The following is a 25,957-nucleotide window of genomic DNA, read 5'->3' on the forward strand; positions in this document are numbered from 1 at the left end:
TGCGAGCATGAGCGAACCCGAATCCCGCAGCGGCGCACCGGAGCCCGCAGCGACCGCGAGCAGCGGAGCCGTCGCCGTGGTCGGCCTCGACCTGCGCGGCGAGACCCCCGCCCCGAAGAAGCAGGTGTACTCGTGGGCCCTGTGGGACTGGGCGACCCAGCCGTTCAACACGGTGATCCTCACGTTCGTGTTCACGGCGCTCTACCTCGTCAGCCCCTCGTTCCTGCCGCCCGAGGTCGCCGCGCTCGACGAGAACGACCCGGTACGGATCGCCGCGGAGGCCGACCTCGCGTCCGGCCTCGGTCTCGGCCTCACGGTCGCCGCCTTCGGCATCCTCCTGCTCGCCCCGGTGCTCGGTCAGCGGGCGGATGCCGCCGGACGCCAGAAGCTGTGGCTGGGCATCGGCACGGGCGCACTGATCCTCTGCATGTTCGGGCTGTGGTTCGTCGAGCCGGTCCCCGCCCTGTTCTGGGTGGGCGTGGCGCTGATCTCCGCCGGGTCGGTGTTCGGCGAGATCGCAGCGGTCAACTCCAACGCCATGCTGATCGGCATCGCGAACCCCAAGAACGTCGGACGCATCTCGGGCCTCGGCTGGGGCTTCGGGTACCTCGGCGGCATCATCGCGCTCGTGATCGTGGTGGTGCTCGACACCTTCGACTGGTTCGGGATGCCGACCGACAACGGACTCGCGTACCGCCTGATCGCGGTCGGCTGCGCGGTCTGGGCGATCGTGTTCGCCATCCCGATCTTCCTCAACGTGCCGGAACCGTCGCTCGGCCGCCCGGAGCGGAAGGTCGGCTTCTTCCGGTCGTACGTGCTGCTGGTGCAGGACGTCGTGGGGCTGTACCGCGACCCGGAGACCCGCTCGACCTTCTGGTACCTGCTCGCCAGCGCGGTGTTCCGCGACGGCCTGGGCGGGGTGTTCGCGTTCGGCGCGATCATCGGCACGGCCGTGTTCCGGTTCGGCACGCAGGACATCATCGTGTTCGGCATCGCGGCGAACCTCGTCGCGGGGGTGTCGACGATCCTGGCCGGACGACTCGACGACCGCCTCGGCCCGAAGCGCATCATCCTCGGCTCGATCGCGGCCATGATCGTCGCGGGGCTCGCGGTCTTCCTGCTGCGCGACGCCGGCGCGATCGTGTTCTGGGTGGGCGGACTCATCCTGTGCGCGTTCGTCGGACCGGCGCAGGCCGCCGCGCGGTCCTTCCTGGCCCGCGTCACCCCGGCCGGCCGCGAGGGCGAGATCTTCGGCCTGTACGCGACGACGGGACGGGCGGCGAGCTGGATGGCCTCCGCCGCCTGGACCGTGCTGATCGCCCTGACCGCGCAGACGGCGTTCGGCATCCTCGGCATCGTGATCGTGCTGATCGCCGGGTTCCTCCTGCTGCTGCCGGTGAAGGCTCCGCGCTAGGACGCGACCGCCCCGCGGGGCAGGAGTAGCGTGACCGGGGTGACCGTGCTGCTCGCCTTCCTCGCCAACGTGCTCGTCGCGATCGCGAAGACGGTGGCCGCGGTCATCACCTCGTCCGCGTCGATGGTCGCCGAGGCCGCGCACTCCTGGGCGGACGCGGGCAACGAGGTGTTCCTGCTGATCGCCGACCGGCGCGGCGCGAAGACCAAAGACGCGCGGCATCCGCTCGGCTACGGCCGCAACGCCTTCGTGTGGTCGCTGATCGCCGCGTTCGGCATCTTCACCGCGGGCTCGATCGTGTCGATCATGCACGGCATCCAGGAGCTGTCCGACACCGGCCCGGTGGAGAGCCCGGTCGTCGCCTACGTCGTCCTCGGTATCGCGTTCGTGCTCGAGGGGGCGTCGTTCACGCAGGCGATGATCCGCTCCCGCCGCCTGGCGCGCGAGCGCGGCAGCTCCACGTGGGACTTCGTGCTGGAGACGAGCGACACGACCCTCCGCGCCGTGTTCTTCGAGGACTCGGCAGCCCTCGTCGGCCTGGTCCTCGCGGGCGGCTCGATCCTGCTGCACCAGCTCACCGGCGTGGCCGCCTGGGACGCGATCGGCTCGATCCTGGTGGGCGTGCTGCTCGGGGTGGTCGCGGTGATCCTGATCGGACGCAACATCGCATTCCTCGTCGGCACGAGCGTCTCCCCCACCCTGCGCTCGCGGGTCGGCACGGCTCTGCTGGGGCTGGACGACATCGAACGGGTGACCTACCTGCACATCGAGTACGTGGGGCCGAACCGGCTGTTCCTCGTGGCCGAGGTCGACCTGTCGGGCGACGCGCGCGAGCACGACGTGGCGCGTCGGCTGCGCGAGGTGGAGCGGCGGATCCAGGCGCACGACGCGATCGAGGCGGTCGTGCTGTCCCTCTCGGTGGACGACGAGCCCTCGCTCGACTTCGCGCGCGCCTGAGTCGCGGAGCGAGACCCGCGGAGCGAGACCGGCGGAGCGGGGTCGGAGGCGCGACACCGGCGGAGCGAGACCGGCGGAGCGAGACCGGCGGAGCAGGAATCGTCGCGGCGTCAGCGCGGCCAGTTGTCGGCGAGCTTGGTGAGCAGACGCGCGAGTTCGGTGCGCTCGTCGTCGGTGAAGGGCGCGAGCGCCTGGGTGAGCAGCTCCCTCCTCTCCCCGCGCAGACCGCGCGCGAGCCGGCGGCCCTCGTCGGTCAGCGCGATCCGGGTGCGGCGCGCGTCGTCCGGGTCGGCCTCACGACGCACGAAGCCGCCCTGCACGCCCTGCTGCACGAGCCGCGACGCGCGGGGCTGATCCACGCCGATCGCCTGGCCGAGCGCGCTCACGCTCAGCGGTTCGGGCGCCGAGGCCAGTGCCTCGAGCATCCGCATGCGGGCGGGGCCGCCGAGGCGTCCGGAGGGGTCGGCCATCCACGGCGGCATCCCGGGGTGCCCGCGGTGATGGCCGAAGTGCTCGTGGGCATCGTCGGCGTGCGGGCCGTCGTGACCTCCGCCGGGCCAGCCGTGGGGTCCGCCGCGTCCGCGCGGTCCGTGCTCGCGCTGACCGGGCCGGCGCCCGCGGAGACGAGACAGGGCCTGGGCGATCGCCTCGGCGGGGTCGTGCGGTTCGGAATCGCGGGAACGGGTGGCCATGCCTCGATTTTACATGCGACTTGACATGCTTTAGATCTGCATGTCACACTACATGTACATGCCGGATCACATGGATATGTCACCTGACATCCACCGGCCACCACCGCGGCCCACCAGCCGCCCCTGAACAGAGGACAACCCCATGAACACCACCACAGACACCACAGAGACTCCCCAGCCGCCGCGCCCGTTCGGCTACTGGCTCAAGGCCGTCGACCGCCTCATGGCGGCCGAGTTCGCCGCCGCGTTCGACGACGAGGGCATCACCCGGCGCGACTGGCGCCTGCTCAACGTCGTCGACGGCTCGGTCGAACGCGAACGCCCGCTTCGTGCGCACAAGCTGCGCCGCCTGATCGTCCGCGGGTGGGTCGTCACCGACGGCGAGGGCTGGTCCCTCACCGACGACGGCCGCGCCGCGAAGGAGCGCCTCGGCGCCCTGGTCGACGGCATCCGCGCCAAGGTCGTCGACGCCGTCCCCACGGACGACCTCGCCACGACGCTCGCATCGCTCGAGGCCATCGCCCGCGCGTTCGGGTGGGAGGAGGGCACACCCCTCCCCCGCACGCACCGCGGCCCGCGGGGCCACCGGCACGGTCACGGTTTCCGCGCCCCGTTCGGCCACGGCTTCGGTCGCCACGGCTTCGGTCCACGGGGCTTCGGTCCCCGTGGGTTCGAGCGCGGCAACGGCTTCGGCGAACGCGAACGTCACGCGTTCGACGACCGTCACGAGGCCGACGGCCGCCACGGCTTCCACAGCCGTGGGCACGGCCACGGCCACGACGGCCACGCGATGCCGGAGGGGCCGTGCGGTCACGGCCACCAGGGCGAGCGCCGCGCACGTCACGCGTTCGAGCGCGGCTACGACGCCGGGTTTCGCCGCGGTCGCGCCGCCTGACCGCCGCACCACAGGGCGCCTTCCCGTCTGGGAAGGCGCCCTGTCGCGCGCCGGGGCTCTACATCTCGAGGTCGAGGAGCGCCACGGCGTCGTCGGGGGCGCCGACAGCACGGAGGCGTCCGCGCATCGCCGCCGCGGCGAGGGCATAGGGCCGTTCGTCGTCGAGGAGCAGCGAGCGCGAGTTGGCTTCCTCGTTCAGCGCGACGAGTTCGAACGCCAGCACGTCCACGTCGTCGACCGCGATCTCTCCGACCGCGATGGCGTGACGCAGCTGGGCCTCGATGTACCCGTGCCAGTCGGTCAGGGCCGCGCGCACGGCGTCGGTCACCGGCCCGGTCTTGGAGTCGACGTCGGCGGAGGTCGCGGCGAAGAAGCAGCCTCCGGAGAACACGCGGTCCTTCGAATAGAGCAGCGAATGGCGCAGCAGCGCCGCGAGGCGTCGCACGCCGCGGGGCTCGGCACGGGCGGGCTCGACGATCCGTGCGAGGAAGATCTCCCTGGCGGCTTCGATCGTGGCGAGCTGCAACCCCTCCTTGCTGCGGAAGAGCGTGGCGATGCTGCTCTTGCTCGATCCGGACGCCGTAGCGAGCCGACCGATCGTCAGGCCGTCGAGACCCTCGACCGACGCCAGGTTCGTGGCGCTGTGGAGCACGACGCGGCGGGAGGCATCACCCCGTACCCGTCGGCCGTCCAGGATCGGGCTCTCGGACATCCCCCTAGTATACGAACGATCGTTCGCCTAGTATACGTATGATCGTTCGTATTGTTCCGGCGAAGGAGTCACGATGCCGTCCCTGCCCGTCCTGCTCGCCCGTACCGTCCCCCTGCTCGCCCGCGTCTCGCCACGGCTGGCGGGCGCCGTGGCGCTCCGCCTGTTCTTCACCACCGGGCCCCGCATGCGCGTGCGCCCCGCCGATGCGCCGACCCACAGCGACGCCCGCCGCGGCACCGTCACGGTGCGCGGCATCGAGGTCACCACGTACGAGTGGGGTCGCGGGCCGCGCACCGTGCTGCTCCTGCACGGCTGGCGCGGCCGGGCGTCGCAGTTCGCGCCGCTCGTGCGCGAGCTGGTGGCCGAGGGGTTCCGCGTGCTCGCCTTCGACGGGCCGGCACACGGATCGTCCGGCGGCCGCGCGACCGACGTGCGCGACTGGGTGACGGTCGCCGAGCGACTGCAGGGCGAGCACGGCCCGTTCGAGGCGCTGATCGGCCACTCCTTCGGCGCGCTGGGCGCCCTCACCGCCGCCCGCACGACCGTGCCGGTGCCCGCGGTGGCCGTGCTCGCCGGCGCCGCGGCGCCCGAGGCCTTCCTCGCCCAGTTCGCCAGCGACCTGCGCCTCGACGAGCCCACCGCGCAGAACCTCCGCGAGCGGTTCCACCGCCGCCTCGCGATCGACGAGGCCACGGCGGCCGAGCGCTTCGACGCCGGACGACACCCGTTGCCCGACGGCACCGCGCTGCTCGTGGTGCACGACCGCGGCGACCGCCGCCTGCCCGACCGTGACGCCCTGCGCCTGCACGCCGCCCACCCCGGCCGCTCGCGGATGCTGCGCACGGTGGGCCTCGGTCACACGAAGGTGCTCTCGGCCGACCCCACCCTCGACGCGGTCGTGGCTCTCGTCACGGGCGGGCTGCCCGCGATCGACGCGCTCGGCACCGCCACGGCAGCGACGCCGCCGACGCGGTCGCACGTGGCCGATGACGCAGAGCCCGCGCACGCCCCGGGCCCCACGGCGCAGTCCACGCACGCTACACACCCCACCCCCGAGCCGTCGCACGCCGCACACTCGACCGCGGAGTCCGCCGCCCGCGCCTGATTCCAGGCCCTCGACCGACATCGCGGGCGACCGCACGCAGACCGGGACACCGATCCGATGGCGCCGGACGCCGGCGAGCCCGAAGATCCGGCGTCAGACCCGCAGCGGAATCAGCGCGGGCGCCGCGTCGGCGAGGGTCGGGAACCCGGCATTCACCAGGACCACGAGCGCGACCACGGCGGCGACGAGCAGCAGGAACAGGAACACGAAGATGAGGCCGGCGAGCACGCGGTAGCTGCCGCCCTCCGGCACCTCCGGAGCGAGCGACGGCTGCGACCAGTCGTCGGCCGCCGCAGCGGGCGGCTCCCCCTCGAGGATCGCGGGCGTCGGGCGCTCGCGCTCCGAGCGGCGCGTGGGCGGCGGAGGCGGCGGGAGCACGGCGTCCGCGGGCGGGATGTCGGCGGGCGGCGGGTCGAGCAGGCCGTCCGGGATCGGGGTCTCCGGCGGGGCCGGGGGGATCACGTCGTCGGCCGGGCGGATCGCCGCGGACTCCGTCGGGACGGCCGCACCGGCAGCATCCGGCTCATCCGGGGCCACCGGCTCGTCCGGGGCCGCGGGCTCATGAGGCAGCAGGGGCTCGGGCGTCACCGGGCCGTCCGGGGCCACAGGTCCACCCGGGGTTCCGGGCTCCTCCGGGGTCCGCCCGTCGCCGTCGCTCATGTCAGCCTCCGATCGCTCCCACATCGGTCACGCCCACATCGGTGCGGTGGAAGTTCTGGAACGACCGCGACGCGGTGGGCCCGCGCTGCCCCTGGTACCGGTTGCCGTAGGGGCCGGAGCCGTAGGGGTTCTCGGCGGGCGAGGTGAGCCGGAAGAAGCACAGCTGCCCGATCTTCATCCCCGGCCACAGCTTGATCGGCAGGGTCGCGACGTTCGCCAGCTCCAGCGTCACATGACCCGTGAACCCGGGGTCGATGAACCCGGCCGTGGAGTGCGTGATCAGGCCGAGGCGCCCGAGCGAGGACTTGCCCTCGAGCCGGGCGGCGATGTCGTCCGGCAGCGTCACCTGCTCGAACGTCGCGCCGAGCGCGAACTCGCCGGGGTGGAGGATGAACGGCTCGTCGGGATCGACCTCGATGAGCCGGGTGAGCTCGGGCTGATCCACCGACGGGTCGATGAACGGGTACTTGTGGTTGTCGAAGAGGCGGAAGTAGCGGTCCAGGCGCACGTCGATGCTGGACGGCTGGATCATCTCCGGCTCGTGCGGAGCCAGGCCGACACGGCCCGACGCGAGTTCTGCCCTGATGTCGCGATCGCTGAGAAGCACGGCCTCAGCCTAGTCACCGCACGGGTCGCGCCTCACGCGACCTGCGGCATCCGCGTCACAGGGCCGGGGCGCTGCGACGCGAGAGCAGCGGGAGCAGCGCGGCCGCCGTCACGGTCACCGCCGCCGCGACCACCGCCACCGGGAAGCCGCCCGTCACGAGCACGGCCGCGATCGTGCCGAACACCGCGATGCCGAGTCCGCCGCCCAGGGCGAAGCCCACCTCCTGCACCGCCCCGACCTGTCCCGCCTGATCCTCGGTCGTCACCTCGAACAGCGTCGCGGCGGCGAGGGTCCCCGCGATGCCGAACCCGAGCCCGACCAGCACGAGGGGCAGCGCCACGATGCCGGGGTCGAACGCGAGCCACACGAGCCCGAACGCCTGCAGCAGCAGCACCAGCACGGTGAGTGCGTTCGCCGACAGCCAGCGCAGCGCGAGCGGCGCCAGCACCCCGCCGATCGCGATCGCCGCGGCCTGCGGCAGCAGCGCGATGCCCGCCTCGGCGGCACTCTGCCCCCGCGCATCCTGCAGGTGCAGGCTCACCAGGAGCACCGACGCCGACGACGCCCCGCTGCTGACGATGATGCGCACGATCGCCGGGCTGAATCCCGGCACCCGGAAAAGGGCCAGGTCGAGCAGCGGGAGGGGCAGCCGACGCTGCCGCCGTACGAAGAACACGAGGCTGGCGACCGACACGACCGCGGCCACCGCGGCCGACACGGGAGCGGCCAGCACCTCGTGCAGCGCGAAAACGAGGGCGCCGAGCGCGACGATCGACGACAGGATGCTCGGCACGTCCCACGACGGTGGCTGCGTGCTGCGCGAGTCCGGCACGAGCCACAGGGCGAGCAGGGCGGCGGCCACCGCGAGCGGCACACTGCCCAGCAGCAGCCATCGCCAGCCGGGCCCCTCCGCGAGGAGCCCGCCGAGCACGGGACCGAGGGCGCTGCCGGTTCCGAAGGTGGCGGTCCAGAGCCCGTACGCGAGCACGCGCTCCCTCGCCTGGAAAGTCGCACCGATCGTGGCCACCACACCCGCGACCACGAAGGCCTCCGCGACGCCGAGCAGAGCCCGGATCACGATGAGCAGCAGGCCACTGGTGGCGACGCCGCCGATGCCGTTGAGCACCGCGAAGCCGACGAGCCCGATCACGACGATGGTCTTGCGGCCGAACGCGTCGCCGATCCGCGCCGCCAGGATCAGCGTCGCCGCGAGCGACAGCGCGTAGACGTCGACGAGCCAGAGACCCTCGGTGTCGGTCAGCGCGAGGTCGTCGCGGATCGCGGGCAGCGCCGTGGACACGCTGCTGATGGCGAGGGCGCCGATGAGGACGCCGAGCAGGAGCGGCACCATCGCCATCCAGAGCCGGAGAGAGGAGCGGACGGGGACGACGACGGGGCTGGTGGTCACGGACTCAGTCTGTAAAGTACAGGCAAAGGCCACAAGTACCGACATTGTCGTCACGTACTTACCGTTTGGATACTGTGGAGGCGCGATGCGCGAGAAGACGGCCAGGATCGTCCGCGAGTGGACCGAGACCTGCGACGCGGAGGTCTCGATCGCCGTGCTCGGCGGCGCGTGGAAGCCGAGCATCCTGTCGCTGCTCGCCGAGCACGGCGTGCTGCGCTTCGGTGAGCTCGGGCGCCTGCTGCAGGACCCCACGTCGCGCGTGCTCACCCGGCAGCTGCGCGAGCTGGAGGCGGACGGCCTGATCACCCGCACGGTCTACCGCGAAGTCCCGCCCAAGGTGGAGTACCGGCTGAGCGAGCTGGGTGCGACCGCGACCCCGCTCGTCGACGCGCTCACGCGGTGGGGCACGATGTACGCGGGGCAGCAGCGCGACACCCCCGCGACGGCGGACGCCACGACCTGACGCCGCGGTTCACGCTTTGGCCATCGCCCCGGAGACGGGTAGGCTTGCCCTCACCTGCTCTCGGGCGGGTTCGGGGCTGTAGTTCAATGGTAGAACTTCTGCTTCCCAAGCAGACAGCGCGGGTTCGATTCCCGTCAGCCCCTCCAATACCCTTCGCACGATCGGCACCGGCACGGTGTCACCCTCTGGTGCGATCTCGTCGATGCCACTCTGATGCTCCGCGACGACTCCGCCCTCGTCCACGGGCCCAGGCGGCGCAACGACATCGGGAGCCTGCGCAGCAGGAATGCCGGCACGGAGGATTTGACGCCTCCCCGAACGGCAACGTAGGTTACGGGACGGTAACGGTCCTCCCGAAGGGGCCGTGACCCGAGATCATCTGCTCGCGGAAGGACCCCGTCACGACTGCTCTACCCTCCGGACGTTCGCTCGAGAACGCCCCGCTCGACCCCGCAGCATCCGCGATCGACCCCCGGCCCCTGCTGCGCCGCGACCGACGTCGCACGTCCGCTCCGACCCCGCCGGAGGAGCCGACCCCCGCGGCGACCGTGACGCCGACCCCGTCCCCGCCCGCCACTCGGGCCGCCATCCGCTCCCGGGCCCTCCGTCCCGAGCCGCAGGGTGCACCGACCGTTGCTGCCGCCGCCGAGCGGACCGTTGCTGCCGCAGTAGAGCCGACCCTCGCCGCAGCAGCGACTCCGGTCGCCGCCGGAGCAGAGCCGACCCTCGCCGCAGCCGACGCGCCCGCCTCCCCCGCAGAGACTTCCGTCGCCAGCGAGCCGACCACCGCCACCGACCCGACCGCTACCACCGAGCCTGCCGTCGCCGCCGAGCCGACCGCCGCCGCCGCCGAGCCGACCGCCGCCGCCGAGCCGACCACCGCCGCCGCCGAGCCTGACACGGCCGCCGAGCCTGACACCGCCGCCGAGCCGACCACCACCACCCCCTCACCGACCGGATCCCGCACCGGATCCCGCACCCCGCGGATCCCGCGGGTCTCGCGGCGTCCGCGGCGGACGGACCGCCCGCGGGGCCGGGGCACATCGAAGATCAAGGCGCTCGGTGCCGTCCTCGCCGTCGGCGTCATGGTCACCGGGGCCGCCCTCCCGGTGCTCGCCCCCGGGGGCGAGCACGCCGTGGCGACCGTCGCCGGTGCGGCAGCGCTGAAGGACGCCGCCCAGTCGTACACGGCCACCGATGCCATCCGCGCCACCATCTCCGCGCGCGGCTCCTTCGCGGCGACCACGCCGGAGGAGATCAAGGAGACCCACGCCCGCGCGGCCGCAGCCGCCATCGCCGCGGGCATGCCGCTCAGCAGCGCGATGGACATCCCGATCGCCGACCGGGTGGTGATGCCGATGGCCGACGGCTCGTACTCGTTCACCGATGGCTTCGGGGCCGCCCGACCGGGCCGGTCGCACCTGGGTCAGGACTTCGCCGCCGGCATCGGCACCCCCATCAACGCCGCCATGAAGGGCTGCGTCTCGCGCTCCACGGAGAGCTACCAGGGCTACGGCGTCACGATCCAGGTCGAGAGCATCGTGAACGGCCAGGCCGTGAGTACCGTGTACTCGCACATGAAGAACGGCACGCGCGCCGTCGAGGTCGGTGACTGCGTCGAGGCCGGCCAGTACCTCGGCGACGTCGGCTCGACCGGCTACGTGTTCGGCTCGTGCCTGCACTTCGAGGTGCACATCAACACGGTCGCGATCGACCCGCTGCCGTGGCTCAGGGACAACGTGAGCTGACCGCGGCGCGCACGCTCCCGCGGTCCGGCGTCCCTACGATGGGATCATGCCGCCCGTCGACACCCTCGCCCTCGTCGGCGAGGTGCTGTCCTGGATCGGGCTCGGCGTGGGGGTGCCGCTGCTGCTGATCGCCCTGCTCATGCGGCTGGCCGAGGGCCCGTGGCTCCCGGTCGACATAGCGATCATCGAACGCGACGGCACCACGATCGCCCGGTGGTTCGCGGGCGGCGACTTCCACGAGCGACCACTGCGCCGCGGCGAATCCTCGACCGCGGACGACGGCTTCACCACGGGCGTCGTCAGCAGCCACAACCCCGCCAGGGCACGGGTGGGCGAACCGCCGCACGCCCGGCGCGTCGTGCGCACGCTCGGGATCGTGTTCAGCGCGGTCGGGGTGCTCGGGCTGATCGGCTCGTTCGTGCCGCTGTTCCTCGGCTGACGCGGGCGCGATCTACGCCCCGTCGTACCGCTCCCCCACGGGAACGGCCACGGGCAGCACGTTCCCCGGAGGTGCGAGCGGGCAGGCCCACGCCGGGTCGTACGCGCACGAGGGGTTGTACGCGAAGTTGAAGTCGAGCACGATCGTGCCGCGCGCGGCGTCCCCGCCCAGGTCGGCACCCTTGATCGTGTCGAGCAGGTAGCGCCCACCGCCGTACGTGCCGCCCGGATGCCCGGCTGATGCATCGCGCACCGGCACGAACAGCCCGCCGCCGTACGAGCGCAGCCGCCACACGTCGAGGGTTCCGGCGTCGGGGACCTCGACCACACCGACGCGCTCGAACGGCACCAGGCCGTCGGTACCCGTCGCGAACTCGAACGCCGCCGGCTCCGCCTCCAGGATCGGCAGTGCGAACCGCCACTGCGGGTCGTACGGCGCGATGGGCAGCCCCTCGAACAGCACCCGATCCTCCGGCAGCAGCGGGGTGGCCGGGTGGTGCAGCATCAGCTCATCGCGTTCGATGCGCCACAGCTCGTGCGCCTCGTCCGGGGAGTCCGCGCGGCGCACGGCCTCGTACAGGGCGAACACCCGCCGCCGCCAGTCGACCACGTCCACCGCCGCACGGGCGCTCGAGCTCGTCATCACCCCAGGCTAATTCGCGTCGCGCGGGCGGGATCAGGTCTGCGCGGTCAGGCGGCGATACTCGGTCGGGGTGACCCGCAGCACCTCGCGGAAACTGCGGGAGAAGTAGTTCGCGTCGGGCAGGCCGACGTCTTCCGCGATGCGCGCGATGGGGTCGTCGCCGAACGCGAGCCGCCGCGCGGCGATCGAGATGCGCGCCTCGCGCAGGAACGCGACGATCGTCTTCCCGGTCTGCTCCTTGAACGTGCGGCGCAGCGTGGACTCGCTCATGTGGGCCAGCGCGCACAGGGTCGCGACGTCGGGCGTGCGGCGCACGTCCAGCAGCAGGTGGTCGACCACGCGGGCGATGCGCGGATCCCTGGCGCGGACGGGCGCCCGCACCCCGCGGCGACGCGACGGGGGCGCGACCGTCACCCCCCGGTCGGCCATCAACTCGGCCGTGGTGCCGAGCACGACGGCCAGGTGACCCGAGGCGAGCAGCGCCCGGCCCGCGGACGCCCCCTCCCACGCGTCGATCACGGCGTCGAAGTTCGCGCGCACGACGGGGTGCGCCCCCGCGTCCGACACCGCCGGCACCGCGATGCCGACCGCGACGCTGCCCTGCGCGTCGAGCGAGGCGGAGAACCGGATCGAGCCGAACGCGAAGTCCGACGACGTGGCACGGCAGCTCAGCACGGCGCCCTCGTGGATGAACACCAGGTCACCGGCGGACACGCTGTGCCGCGCCCCGTCGAACGCGATCTCCCCCGTGCCGGAGTGGACCAGCCGCAGGATCGAGTACGGCAGCTCCGACGGCGGGAACGTCCAGGGAGCGGGGAAACGGAACGCCTCGGCGTGCAGCACGCTGAGCCGGATCGCTCCCACCGTCACCCTTTCCGCGGCAGCCGCTCCGAGCGACGACCAGGTCGACTCCGTCACGCCGCCGACCCCACCTCGATGTCGCGATCGTATCGGCCCGGCAGGTCACGCGTGCGCACGGGCGCCCTCCAGGATCTCGGCGATACGCACCTTGCGGTCCTGGGCGAGCGACAGCGTGAGGGCGTCGGCGGTGGCGATCGACGACCGCGCCGCGGAGCCGTCGGTGAGCGCGGCGAACTCGGGCTCCGGTGCGGCACCGGTGAGCAGCCCGTGGAAGTATGCGGTCTCCTCCTCGACGATGCCGCTCAACCACAGCGGCGGCGTGGTCTCCGGGTTGCCGTACATGATGCCGCCGTCGGTCGAGCTGGAGGCGTAGATCGCCGTGCGCTGTGCGTCCTCCTCCTCGCTGCGGTGCAGCAGGAAGCGCTCCTCCCGGCCGGAGTGCCGCACCGTCACACCCGTGTCGGTCATGTCGATGCGGGCGGCGCCGAGCGTGCCCTGCACCAGCAGGTAGTGCTCGGGCCAGCGGAACGCGGAGCCGTACTCCAGCGTGGCGAACGCCCCGCCGGGGAACTCGAGCGTGATGAGGAGCAGATCGTCCTCGTCGCCGAACTGCTCGCCGCGGTGCGCCACGTTGCCGCCCACCATGGTCGCCGTCTCAGGGACACCCAGGAGGAACTGCACCACGTCGAGCTCATGGATGTGGTGGTAGAGGTGTCCGCCCGACAGCTCGCGCCGCTTCTTCCACGAGATGGACGGCTGCGGCTCCTCCCACCCGTTGCGCGCGGCGCGGCAGTACACGATGTCCCCCAGCACCCCGTCGGCGACGAGCCGCTTGACCCGGCGCACGCCGTTCATGAAGTTCATCACGTGGCCCGACATGAGCAGCACCCCGGCCGCGTCCGCCGCGTCGACCATCGCCGAGCAGTCCTCGAACGACAGCGCCATCGGCTTCTCGCAGAAGATCGGCTTGCCGGCCTCCGCCGCCGCGACCACGGCCTCGCGGTGCGCCCAGTTCGGCGACGCGACGATCACCGCGTCCACGTCGTCGCTGCGGCACAGCTCCTCGATGCTCGCGGTGGCGACCGCGCCGAACTCCCGCACGGCCCCGGCGGCGTTCTCCGGGTCGAAGACGCGGGTGATCGAGGCGCCCGGCAGGCGGTCGAAGCCACGGCCGAGCGCGAGCCCGAAGTAGCCGGAGCCGACCAGGCCGTAGCGCACCTCCTCGCGGGGCTCGGGGCGGGCGGTGGACGATGCGACGGATGTGTTCATTTGACGGACCCCTCCGAGAGCCCGGCGGCGATGTGGCGTTGGATGACGAGGAAGAAGACGACGGAGGGCACGACCACGACCACGGACGCCGCGAGCATGGCGCCCCAGTCGAGCACCTCGGAGCCGCTGAGGGAGTACAGGGCGACCGTGATGGGCATGCGGTCGCTGCTGTTGATGAACAGCAGCGCGAACAGGAACTCGTTGAACGAGTTGATGAACGTGTAGATCGCGGTGGCGACGATGCCGGGCGCGACGATGGGCGTGGCGATGGTCGCGAACACGCGGAACCTTCCGGCGCCGTCGACCTGCGCGGCCTCCTCGATCTCGACCGGGACGGTCTGGTAGAACGCGGTCAGCATCCACACCGCGTACGGGATCGAGAAGGAGAGGTAGGCGAGCACGAGCCCGGCGTAGGTGTTGATCAGGCCGAGCGAGATCATGATCAGCGTGTACGGCACCGCCAGCAGGATCGGCGGGAACATGTAGGTGCTGATGAGGATCTGCGTGAGCTTCTGCCCGACGCGCGGGAAGAAGCGCACGATGCCGTAGGCGCACGTCGAGCTCACCGCGATCGTGACGACGGTGGTCGACAGGGCGATGAACAGGCTGTTACCGAGGTTGTTCAGGATGCCCAGGTCGAACAGCACGCGGGTGTAGTGGTCGGTCGTGAACGAGTCGGGCCAGAAGCCGATCGGGTCGGTGGCCAGCTCCCCCGAGCTCTTGAAGCTCGATGTGATGATCCACACGAGCGGGAACACCGACACGACCGCGAGCACGGTGAGGAACAGATAGGCGGGGGCGGCGGACAGGCGCCGCAGGGTTCTCGTCGACATCAGGCGTCCTTCCGGTCCCAGCGGTTGAGCAGTCGGAAGGCCAGGCCTCCGAGGAGCAGCAGGAACACGAGCAGCAGCACGGTGATGGCGGAGGCGACGCCGAGCTGCTGCAGCCCCCAGCCGGTGCGGTACGCGAAGATCGGCAGGGTCTCGGTGAGCCCGGCGGGGCCGCCGCCGGTGAGCAGGAACAGCAGCTCGAAGTTGTTGAACACCCAGATGCTGCGGAGGATCACGAGCAGTCCGACCACCTTCTTCACGTGCGGGAGGGTGATGAACGCGAACCGCTGCCAGGCGTTCGCGCCGTCGACGGTGGCGGCCTCGAACTGCTCCGCCGGGACGGTCTTGAGCGCCGCGAGGATGTTCACCATGAACAGGGGCGCCCCGAACCAGATGTTGATGGCGAGCACGGTCAGCATCACCGCGTCGGGGTTGGACAGGAAGCTCACGTTCTGCGCGGTGAGGCCGAGCCGCGTGAGCAGGTTGGGCAGGAAGCCGTACACGTCGTTGAGGATCCAGCGCCAGCCGAACGCGATCACGATGGCCGGGAACGCCCACGGGATGATCAGCAGCGTGCGGAACAGGCCGGTGAGGTGGCGGATGCGGTTGAGGGCGATCGCGGCCACGAACCCCACGAGGAGCTGCCCGGCGATCGACGCGACGGTCCACAGCAGCGACACCCGGAAGGCGTTCCAGAACTGCTCGCTCTGCAGCACGGCGACGAAGTTGTCGATGCCGACGAAGTCGACGGCGGGGCGCAGCAGGTGGCGGTTGGTGAAGCTGTAGACGACGCTCGACACCACCGGGTAGAAGAGCAGCAGGACGACGATCAGCAGCGACGGCGCGACGAACAGCACGCCGGTGAGATGGACGGTGCGGCGGGAGCGCATGATCACGGAGGACCCGGGGTCCGGTCGCGCGGGGCGACCGGACCCGGGGCGGGGCTCAGAACGAAACACCGGACGAGACGAACAGCTGGTTGAGCTGATCCTCCGCCGCCTTCGCCGCGGTCTCGACGTCGGTGCCGTTGAGGACGATGTCCTGCAGCATCTTCTCGATGACGGCCTGGCTGGTGAGGATGCCGGACTGCACGAGCGGACCCGTCTCCATGCCGATGGCGGTCCCGGCCGGCACGGCCTCGCTGATCACGGCGACGCTGTCGGCGTGCCGCTGCAGGGTCTCGTCGTCGAGGTAGGCCTCGTTCTCCGCGATGTCCTGCAGGGACGGCAGCATGCCGCCAGGGACCGAGTGGAGGAAGTCGATGTAGTCCTCGTCGCGGTAGAGGAACTCCAGGAACGCCTTCGCCTCCTCCTGCACGTCGCTCTTCTCCCAGACGACGGTGGCGATGTTGGAGGTCTCTCCGCCGTACACCTCGTCGCCGGCCTTCAGGCGCGGCAGGGGCGCGGCCTTGATCACCGACTCCAGCTGCGGCGAGGTGCCGACGACGCCGGAGATCTGGAACCCGGAGTTGAAGTCGAAGGCGGTCTTGCCCTGGTAGAACAGCGTCGCCTGGTCGAGCACGTTGTAGTTGACGCTGCCCTCCGGCGAGGTCTTCTCGTACATGTCGACCCAGTACTCGATGCCGTCGATGGCCGCGTCGGAGGTGAGGTTGGCGCGGCCGTCCTCATTCAGCAGGCTCTCGCCCGCCGACTGCAGGTAGAAGTTGAGGAAGCGCGTGCCCATCAGGTCGTTCGTGCCCATCGGGACCGCGAGCCCGTACTGGTCGGGACCGGTGGTGAGCGCGACGGCCGCCTCCTTCAGCTCGTCCCAGGTCTCCGGGACGTCAAGGCCGGCCGCTTCGAGCAGGTCGGCGCGGTACCACATGACCTGGGCGTGCGAGTAGATCGGCAGCGAGTAGGAGACACCGTCGAGGGTGCCTTCGCCGAGCGCCGCCTCGGTGAACCGGTCGCGCCCGATCGCGTCGATCACGTCGTCGACCGGGGCGAGAGCGCCGACGTCGATCATCTGCACGACCTGGTTGGGCTGGGCGGTCGACAGGTCGGGCACCTGCCCGGCGGCGAGGCCGGTGGTCCACTTGGTCTGGAACTCGCCCCAGCTGAAGGTCTCGATGGTGATGTCGATGTCGGGGTGCTCGGCCTCGAACTCCTCGGCCATCCGCTCCATGTACTCGGCGCGCGGGCCCTGCGTGAAGCTGTGCCAGAAGACCACGTCGCCGCTGAGCTCGCCGTCTCCTGCTGATGTATCGGAGTCGGGGCTCGTGCCGGCGCAGGAGGCGAGAGTCATGACGCTCACCGCGGTGGCCGCGGCGAGGGTCATGGTGCGCAGGCGGGCGCGCGTTCCCTTATCGGGGTAGGGGAAAGCCATGAGGAACTCCTTTGTTGCTGGTGCATAGCTCGGACACTCCGACGCTAGATATCAGACGTCAGACAAGTCAATCCGAGCGCACGGAGATCGCTCGATCACGGCGGGTGGTGACCGTTCTGTGCTAGCACCAGACGGTCACCCTGGCGCGTCCTGGGGTCGGCCTCCCGGCCGGTCCACACCCCAGAGCCCCGATGTGGCGGGGGTCAGGCGCCGCGCTCGAGCATGTCGGCGTAGCCGTCCTCGAACGACGGGTAGTCCAGGTGGCCGAGCAGCGAACGAAGCAGAGCGCCGTCGTAGACGAAACCGTTCACGCTGCCGCCGTCGTCGGGCGGCACCGGCAGCCCGAGGCGCGCGGCGAGGAACGCCACGACGTCGCCCAGCGGGGCGGGAGCCGCGTCCACCGCGTGCACGAGCGACGGCGGCTCGGGCATCCGCAGCAGCAGGTCGAGCGTGCGGACGAGGTCGGTCTCGTGGATGCGGTTCGTGCGGCGCCGGGGGTTCACGGGTGCCCCCTCACGCACGCGGCGCACCAGGAAGTCGCGCCCCGGACCGTAGATGCCCGCGGGCCGCACGACCACGGCGCCGAAGAGGTCGACCGCAGCGCGCTCACCCTCCCGCAGCCCGCGACCGCGGTCGGTGACCGGCTCCGGGGCGTCGCGCTCGGTGAGCGGGGTCGGGCTGCCCGCGCCTTCGAACACCCCGGTGGACGAGACGAAGACCGTGCGCGCGGGCCGGGAGGGCAGGGCCGCGGCGAGATGCGCGAGCACGGACGGGTACGCGGAGGCGCCCGTGCCCGGCGGCAGCGTGACCACCACGGCATCGACCGCGGGCAGGGGCTCGCGCAGCGGGGCGGCGAGATCACCCATGACGCCTGTCACCCCCTGGGGCAGGGGCCCGTCGCTGCGGCGGAGGGCGACGACCTCTCCCCCGTCCGCCACCAGCCGCGGGGCGAGCCGCGCGCCGAGCTTGCCGAAACCGACGAGCAGCGTGCGGTGAGGAGGCGGGGCGGCGGTCACCCGTCCAGCCTCCCACGGCGCGGGGGCCGCGGGCGCGGACGTAGGCTGGATCGGTGGCGGAATCGCAGGGGCGGGTGTGGACGGGGGTCCTGCGCGTCGGCCCGCACCGCGGCGACCATCGCGTCGCGATCCGAGTCGCCGTGAGCGTCGCCGTCCCGCTGCTCGTGCTCTGGGCGCTCGGCCGGCTCGACCTCAGCATCTACGCGAGCTTCGGCGCCTTCGCCGCGCTCTACGGCCGCCACGACGGGTTCCGCGACCGCATCCGCATGCAGGCCAGCGCGGGCGGGGTGCTGCTTGCGGCGATGCTGATCGGCACGGCGCTGTCGGTCCTGGCCGCCCCGACGGTCGTCAGCGTGGTCGTGGTCGCGCTCGTCGCCGCCGCCGTCACCCTGCTGGCGTACACGATGCAGTGGCACCCACCAGGGCCGCTGTTCACGGTGTTCGCGACCGGGGCGTGCGCGACCATTCCCGCCACCGCCGGCTCGTTCGGCTCCGTGCTGCTCGTGGGCGGGGCGAGCGTCCTGTTCGGTCTGGCCCTCACCGCGCTCGTCGCCGTCGCCACGCGGACCACGGGAGAGGGAGTGCCGAAGGTGCGCCCCACCGTGGGCGCCGTCGCGGTCGAGATGGCGGTCTCGGTCGCCGTCGCCATCGTGGGTGCCGGGATCGCGGGGCTGCTGCTCGGCGGCACGCACTGGTACTGGGCGGCGGTCGGTGCGGTCGCGGCCGTGAGCGGCGCACAGCTCAACGCCCGGATCATCCGCGGCATCCAGCGCCTGGTCGGCACACTGCTCGGGGTGCTCGTCGCCGCCGGGGTGCTGGCGCTCGACCTTGCGCCGATCGCCGTGATCGCCCTGGTCGTGGTGCTGCAGGGAGTCGCGGAGCTGTTCATCGGCCGCAACTACGGCATCGCGATGGTGTTCGTCACCCCGCTCGCGCTGCTGATGGTGCACCTCGCGGCCCCCACCCCGGTCGACGCGCTGTTGACCGACCGCGTGCTCGAGACCCTCATCGGCGTCGCGGTCGGCACCGTGGTCGCCGTGGTGTCCGCCGCGCTGCGCCGCCGCCTCGGCCGCCGCCTCACCCGCGACGCGGCCTTCGGCTGACCACGCACACCCGGCCTCGGCGGCACGACGGTGGTACAAAGAGGAAGACGTCCGGCCGGATGCGAACGGGAAAGGTCAGTAAACCGCTCACGAGGACATCGGGGAATCGCCTCCACAGCGCTCTCGATGACCCCGGCCGGACGCCACTGCAAGTTTAGGAATCGGCCCGTGTTGCGCAGAGGCTCCGCGCACGACTTGCACACACGTGCAGGGAGCCGGCCACCGGTTCTCCGTGTCCCTGTGGCTGAATGGGAAGGTAGGCCGAAGGAGAGTCCGATGAGCACCATCCGATCCGAGTCGATCCTGATCGACGGCACCTGGCGCGCCGCTTCCGACGGCGGCACGCTCACGGTGGAGAACCCCGCCGATCTGTCGATCGTCGCGACGGCCCCCATGGTGACGGCCGGCGACCTCGACGCGGCCCTCGCGGCGGCGGACCGTACGCGCGAAGCGTGGGCGGACACCCCGGCCTGGGAGCGTTCGGCGCTGTTGCGCACCGCCGCCCGCACCATCGTCGACCGCGTGGACGACATCGCCGCGCTCCTGACGGCCGAACAGGGGAAACCGCTGCGCGAGTCGCGCGCGGAAGTGCTCTCCGCAGCGGAGCAGTTCGAGTGGTACGCCGACGAAGCGCGGCGCATCTACGGCCGGACCGTGGACGGTACGTCCGCCGCCATCCGCATCGAGGTACGCAAGGAGGCGATCGGCCCCGTGGCGGCCTTCACCCCCTGGAACTTCCCGGTGATGCTCGCCGCACGCAAGCTCGCTCCGGCGCTGGCGGCCGGGTGCCCGATCATCCTGAAGCCCGCCGAAGAGGCGCCCTCCGCCTGTCTCGCGATGGTGCGGGCCGTGCAGGACGCGGGCTTCCCCGCCGGAGTCATCGCCGCGGTCACCGGCGATCCGGCGACCATCAGCGCGCATCTGATCGCCTCGCCGATCATCCGCAAGGTCTCGCTCACCGGGTCCGTGCGCGTCGGTCAGCACCTGATGACCCTCGCTGCCCAGAACATGGCCGCCGTCTCCCTCGAACTCGGCGGCCACGGTCCGGTCGTCGTCTGCGACGACGTCGATGTGCCCGCCGTCGCCCGCCTCTGCGCGCAGACCAAGTTCCGCAACGCCGGCCAGGTGTGCATCTCCCCCACCCGCTTCCTGGTGGCGCGGAGCATCCACGACGAGTTCGTCGATGCGTTCACGGCTGCCACGCGGGAGCTCGCCCTCGGCGACGGCACGCACGAGCGCACCGACGTCGGGCCGCTGTGCAGTGGTCGACGTCACGACGACTTCGCGGCCCTGATCGACGATGCGCTCGCCCGCGGCGCTGTCGCCGAGACGGGCGGGCGCTCGGCCCCGGAGCTGGGCGGACACTTCTACGAGCCCACCGTGCTCCGCGACGTTCCACAGGACGCCCGGGTCCGCACCGAGGAGCCGTTCGGGCCGGTCGCCGTAGTCATCGCCTACGACGACCTCGACGAGGCGGTGCGCGTGGCGAACTCCACCGACTATGGGCTGGCCGGCTACATCTTCACGACGCGGCTCGACCGCGCCCGGCTGCTCAGCGAGCGGGTGCGGGCCGGGATGCTCGGCATCAACAGCTTCCTCGTCAGCACGGCCGTCGCGCCGTTCTCCGGGGTGGGGCTCAGCGGGCTCGGCGCCGAGAACGGCACGGAAGGCATCGAGCACTACCTGCACCCGAAGACGGTCGTGACGGGCTTCCCGGCGGAGCTGTCATGACGGTGGCACGCGGAGCGTCCTCCGCGGACCATCACCTCCCGCGTACGACCGTCCCGAAGGCCAGCAGCATCCTCGCGAACGAACTGCGCACGTCGATCGTGCGCGGAAAGCTCGCCGCCGGCACGCCTTTCCCGTCCGAGGCCGAGATCATCGAGACGTCCGGCCTGAGCCGCGCGACCGTGCGGGAGGCGCTGCGGCTGCTCGAAGCCGAGGGCCTCATCGTGTCGCGCCGCGGACCCGGAGGCGGGCTGCGCGTCGGCCAGCTCGACCTGCAGTCGACCGTGCGCACCATCGCCGTACACCTCGCGATGAGCGAGGCGACGCTCGGCGACGCGTTCGCGTTCCGCCGCCTGATCGAACGGGAGTGCGCGCGGCTCGCCGCGGTCAACGCCACGGACGCGCAACGCGAGAGGCTGCGCGAAGCGGTGGCGGAGGAACCGCATCCGCTCTCCGAGGTCATCGACTTCCACGACCTCATCGCCGAATGCACCGGCAACGAATTCTTCCGCGTCGCGCAGAAGATCGTGGTCTCGATCGCGGGCTGGCACACGCCGGACGAGGGTCTGGACGACCACGACCTCGTGTTCGCGAAGGCGGCGCACACCAAGGTGGTGCAGCGCATCCTCGCCCGCGACGGGGAGGGCGCCGCGCGCGCGATGGACCGCCACCTCGAGGCGTTCGAGCGCATCGTCGAAGAACGCGGCAACCTCGACAAGCCGGTGATCCGCGCGTCCTCCTGGACCTGACCGTTCCGATACGGCTCCTCGCCGCGAGGTGTCACCAGCGGCGCTGGACCTCCTCCGCCCACCCGAACACGTTCTCGACACGGTAGACGCTTCCCGACGAGAGCCGGATCTCCCCGTCCCAGCGGCCGAAGCACTGATCCTCGCGGCTGAGGAACAGCAGCTTCTTCGTGAGCGAGTGACGGTGGTGCGCCGGCGTGAAGACGAGGTCGACCTGCGGGCCGCGGAAGGTCCACGGCTTCAGGAAGTCCTCCGTGTCGTACGTCCACTCGACGTCGTGGCTGAGCTTCTCGATCACGCCGTCCACGCGCAGCGCGTTCTCGGTCGACGGCGAGCCGTTCGTCCACTTCGCACCGAGCTGGATGCCGATCTCATGGCCGTCGGTGTACCCGGCACCGCTCCCCCAGTTCCACAGCACCTTCGCCGGCCACTTCCCACGACCGTGATCGAGCGCCGCCCATGCCTCGGACGGGTCGACCGTGCGTCGCACGCCGTCGACCTCCACCCAGCCGCTCGCGCGCAGACAGTTGTCCTTGCGGGTGTACTGGAATCGGCGCGAGGTCCACGGCACGACCACGCCCATGGACTCGTGCCCCTTCTCCTCGAGCACCTGGATCCGGGCGGTGACGCGGGTGCCGCGCACCTCGAGGAGGGTCCCTTCGGCAGTGGGGGTGATGGCGACGGCGGTGCTGGCGGTGCGCCTCCCCATCGGGGTGTCCCCGCTCGTCTCGGGGAGGTCCGCCCGGCCGGGGAACCATACAGCCTCGCCGTCGACGACCTCGGCGCCCGACGCGAGGTCGAGGGCGTAGATCGCGAGCCCGGCACGGTAGTCGGCGTGCGAGAAGCTGAACGCGAAGACGAGTTCGGGCGTCGAGATCGCCCAGTACTCGAACCGCTTCCGGCGGCCCCACCACCGCAGATTGGCACGCAGATGCGGGTACCGCGACCACCCGACCGCCGCCGGGTTCAGCCGACCGCCCGGCAGGCACAGGTCGACCCTTCGGGTCAGCTCGCGTTCGGACTTAGGCACGTCTCGCTCGAACACCGTCACCGTCTCAGCCCTTCGTCGCGCCGTCGGCGAGACCCTTGATCAGGTACTTCTGCAGGAGCAGCGTGAAGATCACGACCGGGACGACCGTCACCGTCCCCGCCGCGGTGAGCAGGCCCCACATGCCCCCGCTCTCGGTATCCACGGCCATGCCCTGGATCGCGACCGGGATCGTCGAGGCGTTCCGGTTGGTGAGCACCAGGGCGAACAGCAGCTCCTCGTACGCCATCATCACGCTGAAGATGAGCGATGACACGAGCGCAGGGGTCAGGATCGGCAGGATGATGCGGAAGTACGCGCCGAGTCGGGAGGTGCCGTCGATCATCGCCGACTCCTCCAGCTCCTTCGGGATGGCGAGGAAGAACGAGCGCATGAGCCACATGACGTACGGGATGAGGAACGTCGAGTAGGCCAGGATGAGCGTCAGGTGCTGGTCGGTCATCCCCAGGTTCCGCGCGACGAGGAACAGCGGAACGGCCAGGGCGATCGGCGGCACTCCGCGGGTGGCGAGGATCAGGGCGCCGATCATCCCGCCGCCGGCGAGCTTCATCCGGGCGATGCCGTATCCGGCCATGGAGCCGACGAACACCGCGAGCAGCCCGGCGCCGAGCGACACGATCACCGTGTTCAGCATCCGCCGCGGGATGTCGTAGTTGGCGAGGTTGAGGTAGTTGTCCAGCGTCGGCTCGGTGAAGAGGGTCGGCGGCGTGGTAAAGATATCGCGCGGAAGCTTGAACGACGTGAGGATCATCCAGATCACCGGCAGCAGGAAGAGCAGGCAGATGACGATGCCGGCGATGATGCGAATGCGGTGGCCCAGGCGGCGTCGCGACCGGCGTGCGGGTGTCGGCCGCACGGCGCCGATCGCGGTCGCCGTGTCGAGCGGGGCGGGGGTGAGGGTCGACGAGCTCAAAACTTCTCCTCCAGCTTGCGGGTCCCTCGGAGGAACACGAACATCAGGATCATGGTGATCACCAGCACGATCACGGCCATGGCCGCGGACTCGCCGAAGTGCAGCGAGCGGAACGCCTGCTCGTAGATGTAGAGGTTCACCACGTTGGTCGCCTGGCCGGGGCCGCCGCGGGTGGCCACGAGCGCGATGTCGAACATCTTCATCGCTCCGAGCCAGCGCACGACGAAGGTCGCGGCGATGATCGGCGCCAGCAGCGGGAGCGACACGTGCCACAGCTTGTGCCACCAGTTCGCGCCGTCGACCGAGGCGGCCTCCAGCACGTCGTTCGGGAGCGTGAGCAGCGCGGCCGACGCCACCAGGATGATGAACGGCGTCCAGCGCCAGGTGTCGATGATGATGACCGTGGCCATCGCCATCGTCGGGTCACCCAGCCAGTCCACCGCCGGCAGACCGAACAGGCCGCCGATCCAGTTGAAGACGCCCCAAAGCGGGTCGAGCAGCATTTTCCACACACCGCCCGCGACGACCGGTGCGACGGCGAGCGGCACGAGGAAGAGGGCGCGAATGAGGCCGCGCCCTCTCCACTCGGCGTTGACGAGGAAGGCGATGCCGAAGCCCAGGATCATCTGGATGGGAAGAGCGAACACCAGATAGATCCCCGTCACGACGAGGGAGTTGTGGAACTTCTCGTCCGTGAACGCCTCGACGTAGTGCTCCCACCCGACCCACTCGCGGGGAGTGAAGGTGGCGAGATCGAGCTCCGAGAAGCTGATCTGCAGCGTGTAGAGGATGGGGTAGCCGAGCAGGGCAGCCATCAGGATCACGGCGGGCAGGACGAACGTCCACCTGTTCGCGAGATCGATGAGACCGTACCGGCTCATACGTCGTCGGGCGCTTGTCATCACCAGTCGTCTTCCCGTCTTACTCGAGGAGATCGTCGATGCCGTCGTTCATCCGCTTCACGGCGTCTTTCGCCGTGATGTTGCCGGGGATGAACTCGCCGGTCTCCGTTGCCAGGACTTGCTGCACGGCGTCGGACTCGACGATGTGCGGGCGCCACATCTGTCCGGCCTCGATCGCGGGCCACGCCACCTCGAGGGCCTCGTAGACGGGCGACAGCCACTCCTGCTCCGGCGTGGTCTCCAGGGTGCTGGCACGCGCCGGGAAGACGCCGAGCGTGTTGGTCTGCCACTGCTCACCCTTCTTCGAGGTCAGCCACTGCACGAAGGTCCAGGCGGCCTCCGGGACGTCGGTCTTGGAGTTGACGCCCATCGACCACACCCCGCGGTGCGCGCCGGGGCCCTCGCTGCCCGCGGGCAGGGTCTGGATGCCGACCTGCTCGGGTGTGAGCGTGGTCGTGGCCGGGTCGACCGCCGAACCGCGGTAGACCGAGCCCCAAGTGAACAGGGTCGCCAGGCGCCCCTGTCGGAACGCCTCGAGCGGCTCGTTGAACTGCCAGCTCACCGCCCCGGGAGGGGCGACGTCGAGCAGCTGGCGGTGGATGTCCATGGCCTCGACGGCGTCGTCGCCGAGCACGGCCTCCGTGTTGTCCTCGTTCAGGATCTGGCCGCCGTTGGAGTTCATGATCGTCTGCCAGATGGTCGGCGTGAGCCCATCGCGCACGAAGTACGTGCCGACGGCCCAGGCGTCGTCGGTGCCGTCGCCGTCGGTGTCCTGCACCAGGTCGGGCGCCTGATCCAGGTACTCGTCCCAGGTCAGGTCCGGGGTCGGGAGCGGAACGCCGGCCGACTCGTAGAGGCTCTTGTTGTAGAGCATCATGAGGATGTTCGACCGCGCGGGTACCGCGTACTGCTTGCCGTCGAACTCGCCGGCCGCCAGGGCCGCCGGGTAGAAGTCGTCCCAGTCGTAGTCGTCGGCGGTCCACTGCTCCAGCTCGTCGCCGCGCAGGTCCATGAGCCCGCCCGTCGAGGCGAGCTGCGGCGTCCAGTTGTCGTCCGCCATCACGATGTCGTACGTGGCATCGGTGTTGGTCAGTTCGAGCATCGTCTTGGCCAGCTGATCGTTGTACGGCACACCGTCGATCGTGACGTCGATGTTCGGGTAGTCCTTGGCGAACTCGGGGATCAGGTTGTCCTGCCACTGGCTGGCGTAGGCGTCGTTGACGAGGATCTTGAGATCGATCCGCTCGTCATCGGTGCCGAGCCCACCACCGTCGGCGGAAGGCTCCTCCCCCGAGCCACCGGCGGCGCAGCCGGCGAGGAGGACCGTGGTGATGATCATCGCCCCGCCGGCCAGGGTGATCGGGCGGCGCGAACGCAGCCTGCGTCGTTGCATCATTGCATTCTCTTTCTCTCGGGTTCCGCCTTCGGGGGGCGGCACCTGTGGGGTGTGGTCACAGGCCTGGTCATGCTCGCG

The 25,957-nt window shown here is 71.0% G+C and carries 26 protein-coding genes and 1 tRNA gene; 11 read left to right on the forward strand and 16 right to left on the reverse strand.

Annotated elements, in window-relative coordinates:
• Positions 1–7: 7 nt before the first annotated feature.
• Both ACWH95_RS03975 and ACWH95_RS03980 read left to right on the forward strand, forming a co-directional pair.
• Entirely contained in the window at positions 8–1,414 is a 1,407-nt protein-coding gene (locus ACWH95_RS03975) for an MFS transporter (protein WP_454120219.1), read from the forward strand.
• 39 nt (positions 1,415–1,453) lie between these two features.
• A complete protein-coding gene (locus ACWH95_RS03980; RefSeq protein ID WP_454120653.1) occupies positions 1,454–2,371 on the forward strand; it encodes a cation diffusion facilitator family transporter in 918 nt (305 codons plus the stop codon).
• Positions 2,372–2,481: 110 nt separating this feature from the next.
• Here ACWH95_RS03980 and ACWH95_RS03985 read toward each other — a convergent pair whose 3' ends face one another.
• Positions 2,482–3,063, reverse strand: a complete 582-nt coding sequence (locus ACWH95_RS03985; protein ID WP_454120220.1) for a MarR family winged helix-turn-helix transcriptional regulator — start codon at positions 3,061–3,063, stop codon at positions 2,482–2,484.
• Between the two features lie 142 nt (positions 3,064–3,205).
• On the opposite strand from ACWH95_RS03985, the gene ACWH95_RS03990 reads away from it, so the two are divergent.
• Entirely contained in the window at positions 3,206–3,958 is a 753-nt protein-coding gene (locus ACWH95_RS03990; RefSeq protein ID WP_454120221.1) for a hypothetical protein, read from the forward strand.
• 58 nt (positions 3,959–4,016) lie between these two features.
• On the opposite strand, the gene ACWH95_RS03995 is transcribed toward ACWH95_RS03990, so the two are convergent.
• Entirely contained in the window at positions 4,017–4,670 is a 654-nt protein-coding gene (locus ACWH95_RS03995) for a TetR/AcrR family transcriptional regulator (RefSeq protein ID WP_454120222.1), read from the reverse strand.
• 73 nt (positions 4,671–4,743) lie between these two features.
• Between ACWH95_RS03995 and ACWH95_RS04000 the strand changes: the two genes are divergently transcribed.
• Complete coding sequence (locus ACWH95_RS04000; RefSeq protein ID WP_454120223.1) at positions 4,744–5,775, forward strand: alpha/beta fold hydrolase; 1,032 nt, start codon at positions 4,744–4,746, stop codon at positions 5,773–5,775.
• A 93-nt stretch (positions 5,776–5,868) separates the two neighbouring features.
• Here ACWH95_RS04000 and ACWH95_RS04005 read toward each other — a convergent pair whose 3' ends face one another.
• From ACWH95_RS04005 to ACWH95_RS04015, 3 genes are read right to left on the reverse strand one after another with little or no spacing between them, the layout of a single operon-like run.
• Positions 5,869–6,435, reverse strand: coding sequence for a hypothetical protein (locus ACWH95_RS04005; protein ID WP_454120224.1), 567 nt, complete (start codon positions 6,433–6,435; stop codon positions 5,869–5,871).
• Position 6,436: 1 nt separating this feature from the next.
• Entirely contained in the window at positions 6,437–7,042 is a 606-nt protein-coding gene (gene dcd, locus ACWH95_RS04010; protein WP_136028727.1) for a dCTP deaminase, read from the reverse strand.
• 55 nt (positions 7,043–7,097) lie between these two features.
• Positions 7,098–8,450: an MFS transporter gene (locus ACWH95_RS04015; protein WP_454120225.1), complete on the reverse strand. Its 1,353-nt coding sequence runs from the start codon at positions 8,448–8,450 to the stop codon at positions 7,098–7,100.
• Between the two features lie 85 nt (positions 8,451–8,535).
• Here ACWH95_RS04015 and ACWH95_RS04020 point away from each other — a divergent pair, with 85 nt between their 5' ends.
• The 4 genes from ACWH95_RS04020 (at position 8,536) to ACWH95_RS04035 (ending at position 11,100) form a co-directional block, all read left to right on the forward strand.
• Entirely contained in the window at positions 8,536–8,913 is a 378-nt protein-coding gene (locus ACWH95_RS04020; RefSeq protein ID WP_136028729.1) for a winged helix-turn-helix transcriptional regulator, read from the forward strand.
• Positions 8,914–8,985: 72 nt separating this feature from the next.
• Positions 8,986–9,059 (forward strand) — tRNA-Gly (locus tag ACWH95_RS04025).
• Positions 9,060–9,461: 402 nt separating this feature from the next.
• Positions 9,462–10,661, forward strand: coding sequence for a M23 family metallopeptidase (locus ACWH95_RS04030; protein ID WP_454120226.1), 1,200 nt, complete (start codon positions 9,462–9,464; stop codon positions 10,659–10,661).
• A 46-nt stretch (positions 10,662–10,707) separates the two neighbouring features.
• Entirely contained in the window at positions 10,708–11,100 is a 393-nt protein-coding gene (locus ACWH95_RS04035) for a hypothetical protein (protein WP_454120227.1), read from the forward strand.
• Between the two features lie 12 nt (positions 11,101–11,112).
• Here ACWH95_RS04035 and ACWH95_RS04040 read toward each other — a convergent pair whose 3' ends face one another.
• The 7 genes from ACWH95_RS04040 to ACWH95_RS04070 all read right to left on the reverse strand — a co-directional run bounded on the left by ACWH95_RS04040 (position 11,113) and on the right by ACWH95_RS04070 (position 18,043).
• The gene (locus tag ACWH95_RS04040; protein ID WP_454120228.1) at positions 11,113–11,742 is read right to left on the reverse strand and encodes a DUF1684 domain-containing protein; all 630 of its coding nucleotides are present in this window, start codon (positions 11,740–11,742) and stop codon (positions 11,113–11,115) included.
• A 33-nt stretch (positions 11,743–11,775) separates the two neighbouring features.
• Positions 11,776–12,660 carry an AraC family transcriptional regulator gene (locus ACWH95_RS04045; protein WP_454120229.1) on the reverse strand — a complete coding sequence of 295 codons (885 nt, stop codon included), beginning with the start codon at positions 12,658–12,660 and terminating at the stop codon, positions 11,776–11,778.
• A gap of 45 nt (positions 12,661–12,705) precedes the next feature.
• Entirely contained in the window at positions 12,706–13,872 is a 1,167-nt protein-coding gene (locus ACWH95_RS04050; protein WP_447653349.1) for a Gfo/Idh/MocA family protein, read from the reverse strand.
• Entirely contained in the window at positions 13,869–14,705 is an 837-nt protein-coding gene (locus ACWH95_RS04055; protein WP_447653350.1) for a carbohydrate ABC transporter permease, read from the reverse strand. The genes ACWH95_RS04050 and ACWH95_RS04055 overlap by 4 nt, the downstream gene beginning before the upstream one ends.
• The gene (locus ACWH95_RS04060; RefSeq protein ID WP_136036553.1) at positions 14,705–15,592 is read right to left on the reverse strand and encodes a carbohydrate ABC transporter permease; all 888 of its coding nucleotides are present in this window, start codon (positions 15,590–15,592) and stop codon (positions 14,705–14,707) included. The genes ACWH95_RS04055 and ACWH95_RS04060 overlap by 1 nt, the downstream gene beginning before the upstream one ends.
• Positions 15,593–15,647: 55 nt before the next feature.
• Positions 15,648–17,027: an ABC transporter substrate-binding protein gene (locus ACWH95_RS04065; protein WP_454120230.1), complete on the reverse strand. Its 1,380-nt coding sequence runs from the start codon at positions 17,025–17,027 to the stop codon at positions 15,648–15,650.
• A gap of 203 nt (positions 17,028–17,230) precedes the next feature.
• Positions 17,231–18,043 carry a sugar nucleotide-binding protein gene (locus ACWH95_RS04070; protein WP_454120231.1) on the reverse strand — a complete coding sequence of 271 codons (813 nt, stop codon included), beginning with the start codon at positions 18,041–18,043 and terminating at the stop codon, positions 17,231–17,233.
• 53 nt (positions 18,044–18,096) lie between these two features.
• Here ACWH95_RS04070 and ACWH95_RS04075 point away from each other — a divergent pair, with 53 nt between their 5' ends.
• The 3 genes from ACWH95_RS04075 to ACWH95_RS04085 all read left to right on the forward strand — a co-directional run bounded on the left by ACWH95_RS04075 (position 18,097) and on the right by ACWH95_RS04085 (position 21,623).
• Positions 18,097–19,146, forward strand: a complete 1,050-nt coding sequence (locus tag ACWH95_RS04075; RefSeq protein ID WP_454120232.1) for an FUSC family protein — start codon at positions 18,097–18,099, stop codon at positions 19,144–19,146.
• A gap of 276 nt (positions 19,147–19,422) precedes the next feature.
• A complete protein-coding gene (locus tag ACWH95_RS04080; protein WP_454120233.1) occupies positions 19,423–20,877 on the forward strand; it encodes an NAD-dependent succinate-semialdehyde dehydrogenase in 1,455 nt (484 codons plus the stop codon).
• Positions 20,874–21,623, forward strand: a complete 750-nt coding sequence (locus ACWH95_RS04085) for a FadR/GntR family transcriptional regulator (protein WP_454120234.1) — start codon at positions 20,874–20,876, stop codon at positions 21,621–21,623. Before ACWH95_RS04080 ends, ACWH95_RS04085 begins: the two co-directional genes overlap by 4 nt.
• A 31-nt stretch (positions 21,624–21,654) precedes the next feature.
• On the opposite strand, the gene ACWH95_RS04090 is transcribed toward ACWH95_RS04085, so the two are convergent.
• From ACWH95_RS04090 to ACWH95_RS04105, 4 genes are read right to left on the reverse strand one after another with little or no spacing between them, the layout of a single operon-like run.
• Entirely contained in the window at positions 21,655–22,650 is a 996-nt protein-coding gene (locus tag ACWH95_RS04090; protein WP_454120235.1) for a DUF2804 domain-containing protein, read from the reverse strand.
• A 25-nt stretch (positions 22,651–22,675) separates the two neighbouring features.
• On the reverse strand, positions 22,676–23,581 hold the full coding sequence (locus tag ACWH95_RS04095; RefSeq protein ID WP_205828201.1) for a carbohydrate ABC transporter permease: 906 nt from the start codon (positions 23,579–23,581) through the stop codon (positions 22,676–22,678).
• Positions 23,578–24,483 carry a carbohydrate ABC transporter permease gene (locus ACWH95_RS04100; RefSeq protein WP_378802979.1) on the reverse strand — a complete coding sequence of 302 codons (906 nt, stop codon included), beginning with the start codon at positions 24,481–24,483 and terminating at the stop codon, positions 23,578–23,580. Before ACWH95_RS04100 ends, ACWH95_RS04095 begins: the two co-directional genes overlap by 4 nt.
• Positions 24,484–24,502: 19 nt before the next feature.
• A complete protein-coding gene (locus ACWH95_RS04105; protein ID WP_168442770.1) occupies positions 24,503–25,876 on the reverse strand; it encodes an ABC transporter substrate-binding protein in 1,374 nt (457 codons plus the stop codon).
• Between the last annotated feature and the right edge of the window lie 81 nt (positions 25,877–25,957).

Source organism: Microbacterium sp. NPDC055502 (assembly GCF_053643635.1).